The organism is Streptomyces sp. SID1328 (genome assembly GCF_009865595.1).
In the GTDB taxonomy this organism is placed as follows: Bacteria; Actinomycetota; Actinomycetes; order Streptomycetales; family Streptomycetaceae; genus Streptomyces; species Streptomyces griseoluteus.
Genome location: NZ_WWKH01000360.1, coordinates 1 through 10,215, shown reverse-complemented (window position 1 = coordinate 10,215; position 10,215 = coordinate 1). Strand labels below are relative to the sequence as shown.

General features: G+C 72.4%; 13 protein-coding genes. 2 read left to right on the top strand and 11 right to left on the bottom strand.

Translation table 11 applies throughout. The features are described from left to right. The 4 genes from GT030_RS10780 to GT030_RS10765 all read right to left on the bottom strand — a co-directional run. The coding region (locus GT030_RS10780; protein WP_202459944.1) for a DUF2516 family protein at nucleotides 1–351 on the bottom strand (351 nt) is incomplete at its 3' end. 105 nt (nucleotides 352–456) lie between these two features. Continuing rightward, nucleotides 457–1,065, bottom strand: a complete 609-nt coding sequence (locus GT030_RS10775) for a hypothetical protein (RefSeq protein WP_161200905.1) — start codon at nucleotides 1,063–1,065, stop codon at nucleotides 457–459. A 77-nt stretch (nucleotides 1,066–1,142) separates the two neighbouring features. Then, on the bottom strand, nucleotides 1,143–1,592 hold the full coding sequence (locus tag GT030_RS10770; RefSeq protein ID WP_161200904.1) for a helix-turn-helix transcriptional regulator: 450 nt from the start codon (nucleotides 1,590–1,592) through the stop codon (nucleotides 1,143–1,145). 165 nt (nucleotides 1,593–1,757) lie between these two features. Further along, on the bottom strand, nucleotides 1,758–2,036 hold the full coding sequence (locus GT030_RS10765; RefSeq protein ID WP_161200903.1) for a hypothetical protein: 279 nt from the start codon (nucleotides 2,034–2,036) through the stop codon (nucleotides 1,758–1,760). A gap of 85 nt (nucleotides 2,037–2,121) precedes the next feature. Here GT030_RS10765 and GT030_RS10760 point away from each other — a divergent pair, with 85 nt between their 5' ends. Continuing rightward, entirely contained in the window at nucleotides 2,122–2,988 is an 867-nt protein-coding gene (locus GT030_RS10760) for a GNAT family N-acetyltransferase (RefSeq protein ID WP_161200902.1), read from the top strand. 53 nt (nucleotides 2,989–3,041) lie between these two features. On the opposite strand, the gene GT030_RS10755 is transcribed toward GT030_RS10760, so the two are convergent. Together GT030_RS10755 and GT030_RS10750 are read right to left on the bottom strand one after the other, a co-directional pair. Then, nucleotides 3,042–4,280 carry an MFS transporter gene (locus GT030_RS10755; RefSeq protein WP_161200901.1) on the bottom strand — a complete coding sequence of 413 codons (1,239 nt, stop codon included), beginning with the start codon at nucleotides 4,278–4,280 and terminating at the stop codon, nucleotides 3,042–3,044. An 81-nt stretch (nucleotides 4,281–4,361) separates the two neighbouring features. After that, nucleotides 4,362–4,952, bottom strand: a complete 591-nt coding sequence (locus GT030_RS10750) for a TetR/AcrR family transcriptional regulator (protein WP_161200900.1) — start codon at nucleotides 4,950–4,952, stop codon at nucleotides 4,362–4,364. A gap of 121 nt (nucleotides 4,953–5,073) precedes the next feature. Here GT030_RS10750 and GT030_RS10745 point away from each other — a divergent pair, with 121 nt between their 5' ends. After that, nucleotides 5,074–6,111 (top strand): aldo/keto reductase, encoded by a 1,038-nt coding sequence (locus GT030_RS10745; RefSeq protein ID WP_161200899.1) that lies wholly within the window; start codon nucleotides 5,074–5,076, stop codon nucleotides 6,109–6,111. A 3-nt stretch (nucleotides 6,112–6,114) separates the two neighbouring features. On the opposite strand, the gene GT030_RS10740 is transcribed toward GT030_RS10745, so the two are convergent. The 5 genes from GT030_RS10740 to GT030_RS10720 form a co-directional block, all read right to left on the bottom strand. Further along, nucleotides 6,115–6,597 (bottom strand): hypothetical protein, encoded by a 483-nt coding sequence (locus GT030_RS10740; protein ID WP_161200898.1) that lies wholly within the window; start codon nucleotides 6,595–6,597, stop codon nucleotides 6,115–6,117. A gap of 66 nt (nucleotides 6,598–6,663) precedes the next feature. Then, nucleotides 6,664–7,737, bottom strand: a complete 1,074-nt coding sequence (locus GT030_RS10735; protein ID WP_161200897.1) for an aminoglycoside phosphotransferase family protein — start codon at nucleotides 7,735–7,737, stop codon at nucleotides 6,664–6,666. A 138-nt stretch (nucleotides 7,738–7,875) separates the two neighbouring features. After that, a complete protein-coding gene (locus GT030_RS10730) occupies nucleotides 7,876–8,601 on the bottom strand; it encodes an HAD family hydrolase (RefSeq protein WP_161200896.1) in 726 nt (241 codons plus the stop codon). Between the two features lie 38 nt (nucleotides 8,602–8,639). After that, a complete protein-coding gene (locus GT030_RS10725; RefSeq protein WP_202459942.1) occupies nucleotides 8,640–9,518 on the bottom strand; it encodes a winged helix-turn-helix domain-containing protein in 879 nt (292 codons plus the stop codon). An 88-nt stretch (nucleotides 9,519–9,606) separates the two neighbouring features. Further along, nucleotides 9,607–10,215, bottom strand: a 609-nt coding sequence (locus GT030_RS10720; protein WP_161200895.1) for a GntR family transcriptional regulator, incomplete at its 5' end; no start/stop codon positions are given.

The following is a 10,215-nucleotide window of genomic DNA, read 5'->3' as shown; positions in this document are numbered from 1 at the left end:
GCCGTTGTACGGGCCGTACGGGCCGTCGCTGCTGCTGCCGCCCCCGCCCTTGCCCCGGCCCCAGCCGCCGCGGTTGCCGCCGGTGAGGGCCTTGACCGCGGGGCGGACGTCGACGAGGTAGACGATGCTGGCGACGGCGCCCGCGGCCGGCAGGATGGACAGGATCGAGAAGAGATAGCTGACCACGAGGGCGATGCCCAGGATGACCAGCCAGAAGACCTTGGTCTGCTTGCCCGCCGCGCGGAACGCATCCTCACGCCGGAAGGCCGCGTCGAAGAGCGCGAACGCGGCCAGTGCCATGAGGACGATCTTCAGGAGTCCCAGGAACCCCTCGAAGCCCAGCATCAGCATGTTGTCCACCGCTCCTTGCCTTCTGAATCGCTGCCGTCACGCTACCCGCAGAACGGGCCGGGCACCCCGATGGTGCCCGGCCCGTACCTCACACGCCGTCCGCCGTCACTTGACCGGAGGGGTCGGCTTCTTCGGCTGAGGAGCCTTGCGGACGGCGCCCGGAGCCGGCTTCTTCTCCGCGGCCGGGTCGGGCTGGGCGACGGCCGGACCGGCGGCACCGGCGGCCGGCTTCGGGGTCTCCTTGACCACGCCCGGCTCGGGCTGGCCCTCGACCGCGATGGCGAGCTCCTCGATCTCCTCGGCGGCTTCGCCGCGCCAGGTCTTCACGGCCTGCTCGCCGTGCTCGGCGACCTTCTCGTACGCCTCACGCGCCTTGACGGCGTACTCGGCGGCCACGCCGACACCGCGCAGGGCGAGGTCCTGGGCCTGCTCGCCGACCTTCTTCAGGTCGACGTCGAGGTTGCCGATGAAGCCGTTGACCTTGGTCTGGATGGTCTCCTGCGCCTCCTTGGCGCGGGCGGTGGCCCGCTCCTGCACGACCTTGGGGTCGGTTCCGCGGACCTGCTCGATCCGGGCCGGGGCCTGGGCGCGGAGCTGCTCGACCAGCGAAGGAACCTTCCGGACCTGCCGGATGGCGAGATCGGCGGTACCGGCGGCGAAGTAGAGCGGAGTCGGGTCGCTGAAAGTCTTGCGCAGGTCGTCGGTGATGGCCATGGTGAAGGTCCTCCCGGATTCGCGTTCGGCTGAGGTAGGTGTGGTCCGCGTGCGGTGGCCGGAGCCCTGGTCCGGCTTCATCCGGTCGTCCGCCGCGGACCGGCATCACTGCCGGGGGTGTCGCTGGGCTGCGCTTCCGTACCGTCGGACTCCTCGGGTCGTACGGGGCCTTCGCCTCCGAGTCCGTTCTCCTTGCGGAAGGACTCGTAGATCTGGAGCAGGACCTGCTTCTGCCGTTCGTTGAGCGAGGGGTCGGCGAGGATGACGGCGCGCGTCTCCACCTCGTCCCGGTCCCGCTCGGCGTCGAGGATGCCCGCGCGGACGTACAGCGTCTCGGCGGAGATCCGCAGCGCCTTGGCGACCTGCTGCAACACCTCCGCGCTGGGCTTGCGCAGCCCGCGCTCGATCTGGCTCAGGTACGGATTCGACACCCCGGCGGCATCGGCGAGCTGCCGCAGCGAGAGCTGGGCGTGCCGCCGCTGCTCGCGCAGATACTCACCGAGATTGCCGACGTTGAGCGATGCCATGCCTCCACCATGCCCACTCTCGCTAACTATTGCAAGCACCTGCTTGCAAAAGTGTTGTGACCGGGGTGTGAGGGGAGGGTTTCAGCCGATATCGCCCTGTCCGGCGGCCGGACTCCCGGGCCCAGCTCTGTACGGCGTGGGCCTTCTTCACCGCTTCCGCCACGGTCAGCTCCGTCCAGTCACGGACGCCGGGATGTCGTGGAGCATGGCGCCCGGCTGGCGGCCGAAGCTCCGGGCAGCGGCCGGGGCGTCCGGGCCGGCAAGGGCGAAGTCGACCGAGTTGGCCATCTCCTCGGCCGGTTCCGGGTCGTCGGCGCCGAGCAGCGCCGGGTCGATCTCCGCCGGTGACCGTTCCCCGCTCCACAGCCCCGGATGGCCGCCGTCGATGACGACCAGGGTCCCCGAGGGGCAGCTGATCTCTCCGAGCTTGAAGATCGTTTCCATGGCGCGCGAGTCTTGGGGCGGCCGGTCGGCCGGTGCCCTGGCGGGAAACCGTCCACCCCCTCCCCCGGGTGCGGAAGCATGAAGCATGCGGTCAAGTGGCTGGTACCTCACCGAAGACGTCGAAGACTTCCTCGCCCGTGCCGGAGGCTTTCTCCGGGCCCGGCCCGCGGAGCATGTCATGCAGCTCACGTGGGCCGAGAGGGTGCGCACACGGGAGCGGGGGGCCTTCGGGCGGGCGCCCGTCTTCGGGGTGCTGGAGGAGGAGGGGCAGGTCAGCGGGACCTTCTACCATCTGCCGCCCCGTGCCCTCGGCCTCTCCCCGCTCGCCCCCGCGCAGGCCGACAGTCTCGCCGCCCGCCTCGCGGACCTCGGGCACTCACCCGGCTCCGTCGGCGCGGACCACGACACCGCCACCGCCTTCGCCGAGGCGTGGCAACGGCACACCGGGGTGACGCCGAAGCTCCGTGACGTACGGGTCCGCCTGTACCGGCTCGGCACCCTGACCCCGCCCGACCCGCATCCGGAGGGCCGGGCCCGTGTCCTCGGTGAGGGGGATCTGGACCAAGCCGTCCTCTGGTGCGGGGAGTTCGCCAGGGCCGTCGGGGAGGACGTGACCGTCAGCGCCGAGACCTGGCCGAGCACGCGGTACGCCGACAAGCGGTACACCCTGTGGGAGACCCCGGACGGCACCCCCGTCTCCATCGCCGGTATGAACCCGCTCATCGGCGGCCAGGTCCAGGTGGACATCGTCTACACCCCGGCCCACCTGCGCGGCCACGGCTACGCCGCCGCCGTCTCGGCCGAGGTCAGCCGCGCCGCGCTGGCAGCCGGCGCCCGGGAGGTCGTCCTCTTCGCCGACCAGTCCAACCCCACCAGCAACGCCCTCTACCAACGCCTCGGCTACCGCCCGTTGAGCGACTGGTCGGGGTACGACTTCCTCCCTGCCGACTGATCGCACTCCCGGGCGGACCCGAACGGCGTCAACCGGGCCGGGCCGGTGACTGCTCAGCCTGTGCGGGCGGCCTCCGGTTCCGCCACCCGGACCTCGGCGGGCGTCCGCAGGTTCCGCACCTGCGGAGCCAGCAGTGCCGCCGCCGTGGCCAGGACCACCAGGGCCGCGCAGCCGGTCAGGGCCCAGCTCGTGCCCGCCGCCGAGGCGATCGGGCCGGCGACGAGGACACCCAGGGGGGCCAGGGCGAGGGAGCCGAACCAGTCGTAGGAGGTGACGCGGGAGAGGACGTGTTCGGGGATCTCGCGTTGCAGAGTGGTGGACCACAGGACGCCGAAGACGTCGTTGGCCACGCCCGCGCCGAACATGGTGGCCGCCGTCAGCCAGAGGGGGGCGCCGAGGCCGAGCAGGAGCATCGGTACGGCGGCCGGGAAGGTGCTCAGCACGGCTACGAGGATGGGGCGCTGGACTCGTACCCGCGCCGCGAGGCCCGCGCCCGCGATGGTGCCGAGGGCCTGGGCGCCCACGATGACCGACCAGCTCCGGGCGCCACCCTGGTGTTCGACGGTGAGCGGGCCCAGGACGCCGACCTCGGCGTTCAGCGCGGCGATCACGACCGCGTACTGGGCGACGACGACCCACAGCCACTGTCGGGAGGCGAACTCTCGCCATCCTTCGCGGAGTTCGGTCCAGCCCGAGGAGCGTGCGCGGGGGCGTCCGGCCACCTTCAGGCGCGCGGTGAGGGCCGCGCTGACGGCGAAGGAGGCGGCGTTGAGGGCGAGTGCCCAGCCCGCGCCGACCAGGGCGACGGTCACGCCGGACAGGCCGAGGCCGAGGAGGAGGGAGGTGTTGGTGCCGACGCGGAGGAGGCCGTTGGCCCGCTGGAGCCGGTCGGCGGGGACGATCAGGGGGACCAGGCCCTCCATCGCGGGGGCGAAGAGGGAGTTCGCCGTACCGGCCGCCACCGCGAGGAGGCACATCGCGGGCAGCGGGGCGTGCCCGGTCAGCACGATGACGGCGAGTGCCGCGTAGGCGCCGGCGCCCAGGACGTCGGCCAGCGTCATCAGCCGCGACCGTGACATCCGGTCCGCGATCACGCCGCCCACCAGGACCAGCGCCAACTGCGGCAACGCCTGGCAGGCCAGCACCAGCGACAGCCGCCCCGCGCTCGCCCCCGGCAACGCGAGCACCGCGAACCCGAGCGCGACCCGCGCGAAACCGTTGCCCAGCACGGAGACGACCCGTGCGCCGAGAAGCAGAACGAAGCGCCGGTCGCGCCGGAGGGGGGTGGCCACGGCCCCGCACCCTACGCCTGCCGGATCAACTCAGGCGGGATTGCCCGCACTTCGGGGCGGGCGCCCTGCCGGGCGGGCGGCTCACTTCCCGGCCGCGCTCCCGCCCCCGTACCGCAATCCGTCCAGCAACAACCCCACCATCCGCCCCGTGTGCCCGTCGTCGTCCTGGGCCGGGAGGGTCAGGTTGGCGACGGCTCGCAGGAGGTCGTTGGGGTCGGTGTCGGTGCGGATCTCGCCGGACTTGGCCGCGGCGCCGAGCAAGTCTTCCAGGGCCGGTACCAGGCGGAGCTGGAAGTAGGACGGGAGGCTGTCGTAGGCCGGGTCGCCGGAGTGGAGGGCGGCGCTGAGGCCGCGCTTGGTGGCGATGAAGTGGGTGAAGCGGAGAAGCCAGAGGCGGAGGGCCTCCACGGGGGCGTGGTCGGCGGCGAGGGCGGGCGCGGTGTCGGCGCAGGCGTCGACCTCGTGGCGGAAGACGGCCGCGATGAGGTCGGAGCGCTGCGGGAAGTGCCGGTAGAGGGTGCCCGCGCCGACGCCCGCGCGAGCGGTGATCTGCCGTACGGGCGCGTCCACGCCGGACTCGGCGAACACCTCGGCGGCGGCCGTGAGCAGCGTGTCGATGCTGCGCCGCGCGTCGGCCCGCAGGCGCGGCCGGGACGGCTCGGCGTCGGTCATGGCAGACCTCCACTTGCTAACCGGAACAGTGTTCCGTATCGTTCTTCCCGGAACACCGTTCCGTTTTCGTGAGCGTAACGCGCCGCGGCGGGCCCTGGCCACCGCGGGTTGGAGGAGACTCATGAAGTACCGCACGCTGGGCCGGACCGGTATGAAGGTCAGCCCCTACTGCCTGGGCGCGATGATGTTCGGCGCCGTCGGCAACCCCGACCACGACGACTCCGTACGCATGATCCACAAGGCGCTGGACGCCGGGATCAACTTCATCGACACCGCCGACATGTACTCGTACGGGGAGTCGGAGGAGATCGTCGGCAAGGCGCTGAAGGGGCGGCGGGACTCCGTCGTGCTCGCCACCAAGGCGCGGCTTCCCATGGACTCCGACGGCGCCGACCCCAACATGCAGGGCGCGTCCCGGCGTTGGCTGACGCGGGCGCTGGACGACTCGCTGCGCCGGCTCGGCACGGATCACGTGGACCTCTTCCAGATCCACCGCCCCGACCCGGACACCGACATCGAGGAGACCCTCTCCGCCCTCACCGACCTGGTGCGCGCGGGCAAGGTCCGCGCGATCGGCACCTCCAGCTACCCGGCCTCCGACATCGTCGAGGCGCAGTGGGTCGCCGAACACCACCGGCTCCAGCGGTTCCGTACCGAACAGCCGACGTACTCGCTGCTCAACCGGGGTGTCGAGCGCGAGGTGCTGCCGGTGTGCGAGCGGTACGGCATGGGGACGCTGATCTACAGCCCGCTGGCCGGGGGCATGCTCACCGGGCGCTACCGCAAGGACCGGCCGGCCGACACCCACCGCTCCACCTACGGCTTCCGGTATCTGCGCGACGAGCGGCGGCTGGACACCGTGGAGCGGCTGATCCCGGTCGCCGAGGAGGCCGGTGTCTCGCTGACGCACCTCGCGCTGGCCTTCGTGATCAGCCACCCCGGCGTCACCTCCGCGATCATCGGCCCGCGCACGATGGAGCAGCTCGACGACCTGCTCGCCGGCGACAAGGTCACGCTGTCCGACGAGATCCTGGACCGCATCGACGCGGTCGTCCCGCCGGGTACGGACGTCGGCGCCCTCGACATGGAGTACGCCCCGCCCGCGATCACCGAGGCGCACCTGCGGCGCCGGTGGGCCGGGGAGCGGTCGGCCGCCTGAGGGTCAGTCCGGCGGGTTCCTGCTCAGCCACGCCCGCAGGGTGGTGAAGTCGGCCGGGGTCAGCCCGTAGTCGTGGTCCACGCGGTGCAGCAGGGCCGGGGCGGGGTGGTGGACGGCGACGTAGGCCCGGTCGGCCTCGGTGATCTCGTCGTCGATCCAGATGAACGGCCGGCCCACCGCGAACTCCACCAGCGGGCGTGTCTTCCAGTGGGTCAGTGGGGGCGGCTCGTCCTCGTCCGGCCACGGCACCACCGGCAACCGGGGCAGCCCCAGCCACGGCCCGACCACCGCGTTCGCGTCGTCCATCCAGGTCGACGCCCACACCAGGTCACATCCCAGCTCCAGCAGCCTGGCGCCGAGCCCGGGATCGACCCGCCCGAGCAGCGGATGCCCACCCGTGCCGCCGCCCCGCCGGAACTCCGGGTACGTGCCGTCGGGGGCGCCGAAGGGGATGAGCGGACCGTCGATGTCGAGAAAGAGCAGCATCACCCCTCAGCATCGGGCATGCGCGCACCTCCGGCGAGAAGACCGGCGCGAGTGCGCGCCCCGCGCTCAGTCCCGCTGCCCTGCGTGCCACCGCTTCAGCGCCTCCGCCACCCGCCCCGCGTCCGGCACCTCCACCACACCCAGCGGACGCGCCCCCCTCGCCAGGATCTCCCGGAGCTTCACCGCGAGGGCGGTGGCCGGGGGCGCGGCGGGGTCCTCCAGCGCCAGGGCCGAGCGGATGACGTCCGTGAAGACGGACTGGGCGCGCTTGTAGGCGAGCAGGGGTGGCAGGTCGTCCGTCCAGCCGCGCACGCTCAGTGGACGGACCGCGCGGACGGTCGTGTGCCAGCGGGCGGCGATCTCGCGGGACTGGGCGGCCGGGTAGCGCATGAGGTGGAGGTGGGTGGCGAGGTCGTACAGGGGGTCGCCGACCATGGCCAGTTCCCAGTCGATGGTCCACAGGCGGTCGACCGGGTCGACGATGAAGTTCTCGCGGTGCAGGTCGGCGTGGAGGAGGCAGAAGGGGCGCCGGGACAGCCCGTGCACATGGGCCCGCAGATGCTTGAACGAGTTCTCGGTGAGGCCGAGTTCGGCGAAGAGACGCTCGAAGCGGCCGAGGTTGCGGCGGTAGACGCGGTGCTCGGTGAAGTGGATGAGGCGTTCCAGGAAGCCGTCGCTGTCGCCGTCCGCGGGGCGGTCCTCGGCGGCGCAGCGCCGCTCGGCGGTGACGTCGTCCGGGCCGATCGCGGCGAGCCTGCCGAACAGCTCGGTGATCTGGCGGCACACCGCCTCCGGCACCTCGGTGCCGGAGGGGTGGAGCGCGCCGAGGGTGGTGCCCTCGATGAACCGCATCAGCCGCATCCCGCCGACCTCCACCAGGCCGGGGACGCGCGGCACGCGGTCGCCCAGCGCGGTGAGCAGGCGTTCCTCCGAGGCGAAGCAGCGCCGGTCGAACCAGAGCAGCCCGTCGCGGGGCTCCCGGCACTTCCACCGCCCCGGATGGAGCCGTGCGGCCTCACCGGCCAGCGGGAACACGTACGTCTCGTGGTGGTAGCCCTGGAGCGGGCCCTCGACCACCTTCTCGTCACCGCTGGCCCCGGCCGCGTTCAGCCGGGCAATCGAAACCGTCTCGGGGGACATGGCCCGTTCTCTCGCCGTGCGCCCTGCCGAAAGGGGCGGAAGTGGCAGCACGGTACCGCCTCGGGAGCGGGTCCCGGCCCCACGACTCCGGCCCGGTTCCCCCGGACCGGGGACAGAGCGCACACACGTGCCCGCAAGCTACCCGCGCAGGGCCAGCAGCACGGGCTCCAGGGAGGTGAGGACCGTGTCGGCCCCCGCGGCACGGAGTTGTCTGGCCCGGCGCTCACCGCTCGCGTAACCGAGGAAGCGGACCCCGGCCCGCTCGGCGGCGACGAGGTCGGTGGGCGAGTCCCCGATCATCAGCGCGGACTCGGGGGCGGCGCCCAGGGCGGCGAGGGCCCGGTTGAGGCAGTGCGGATCGGGCTTGAGGCGGTGCAGGTCGGCGGTACGGCCGTAGATGTGCGGGGCGAAGCAGCCGGTCAGGCCGCGTCCGGCGAGGTAGGCGTGGACCACGCGCGGGGAGTTGTTGGTGGTGACGGCCAGCCGGGAGCCGACGGCGGACCAGGTACGGATCAGCGGGTCGGCGTACGCGGTCGGCAGGGCCGAGGCGGCGGCCACCAGCTCGTCCTGGGTCAGGCGTTCCTCCAGCTCGGCGACCAGGTCGCTGCCGGGATGGCGGCGGTCCACCGCACGCAGCACCACCTGCGGGTCCAGCGTCTCCCGCTCGTCCTCGGAGAGCAGCCCGCGCAGTCCGCGTCCGGCCAGCCACTCCACCAGCCCGGCCGCCACCCGCTCGGCGCGGTGCCGGGCGAAGAGGCGGCAGACCGGGCCGTCGAAGTCCCAGAGGACGACCCGCGCGCCGATCAGTTCCCGTAGCTTCTCGATCCTCTGGTCGCGCTTCTCCTCGACCGTTTCGGTCGCCATCAGCTCATGCTGCGTCGTTTCCGGCGTCTTGGAAGTCACTAGGAGAGTGTCAGGTCCGTCGTGATGGTTTCCCAGAGGGCGTCGAACCACTTCTGCGACTGTTCCACGAAGGAGGCGTCCCGTTGACCCGACCGCTTCTCGAAGGAGAACAGCATCGACTCCGAGCCGAGGGTGTCGAACATCTCCAGGGTGCCGGTGTCGGTGGGCTCCTCGCGCCGGGTGACCATGTAGTACGCGTACAGCGCCTCCGCGCCGTTGAGCAGGTACAGCTTGGCCGGCGGGGTGAACGGCAGCGCTCGGAAGGTGACGTGGACGTCGATGTCGTGCGTGGCGCGCAGGGCGTTGAGGTTGTACTGGAGCACCTGCCCCTGGGCGTTGCGCATCGCCAGCCAGCGCCGGTGCACCGGGTCCGCGTCGTCCCCCTCGGGGTCCACCGGGACCGGGAAGGCGAGGCTGATGTCCCGCGAGGGCAGCAGGACGCGTACGTCGATGCGCTCGGGGCGCACCCGGCCCTCGTGGATCAGCCGCAGCGGCTCGCCGAGCGCGGGGATCAGGCTCTGCGCGGTGAGGCAGACGGCGTCCACGCGCACGTGGGGCGCGGTGAACGCCTCCGCCAGCCGGTGGGCGAGGGCGACCATCGTGGGCTGGGGGCCGTCCTGGGCGGGGGCGGGCTCCGCGACGCGCGGCGGGCTGCCCTTGGTGACGCCGGTGAGCAGACCCTCGTCGTGCAGCAGGCGCAGCGCCTGGCGGACCGCGCCGCGCTCCACGCCGAACTCCTCGGCCAGCTCGGCCTGGGTGGGCAGCCGCTCGCCCGCCCTCAGCTCGCCGGCGCGGATGCGGGCGCGCAGGGCGTCGGCGATCTCCTGGGCGGTGAACCGTCTGCCGCTCACTGCCACGTTCTCCTGGGTCACGACCAAACGGTACAACCTCAGTTCATCTACGGGCAGTTGTCGGCAAGTAGCTGCCAAGTGCAACCCAGCAGGCCAGAGTTGGCCGCCAACTCGGCTACCCCAGCACCAGATCCGAGCTGATCGTCTCCCACAGCGCGTCGAACCAGAGCCGGGACTGCGTCACGAACTCGGCGTCCCGCTCCCCCGCCCCCCGCGCGAAGGCGAACAGCATCGACCGGGTGCCCTCGGCGTCGTACAGCGTCAGGTGCTCCGGGCCGATGTCCCGCTCCCGCCGGGCCAGCGTGTAGTACGCGAACAGCGCCTCGGAGCCGTTGAGCAGGTACAGCTTGACCGGTGGCGTGAAGGGGAGCGCGCGGAAGCGGACCCGGACGTCGATGCCGTGCGTGGCGCGCAGCGCGAGCAGGTTGTGCCGGAGCACCTGGCCCTGGGCGTTGCGCTGGGCCAGCCAGCGCCGGTGCAGCAGAGCGGTGTCGGCGGCGTCCACCGGGGCGGGGAAGGCGAGGGCGATGTCGCGGCTCGGCAGCAGCAGCCGTACGTCGATCTTGGCCGGTTTCAGCCCTCCCGCATGGATCTGGCGCAGCGGTTCCCCGATGGCGAGGGTGAGCGAGACGGAGGTCAGACAGAGGGCGTCCACGCGGACGTGCGGGACCGCGAAGGCGGCCGCGACGCGGGGCGCGAGGCCCGCCATCGTGGGCTGCGGCGG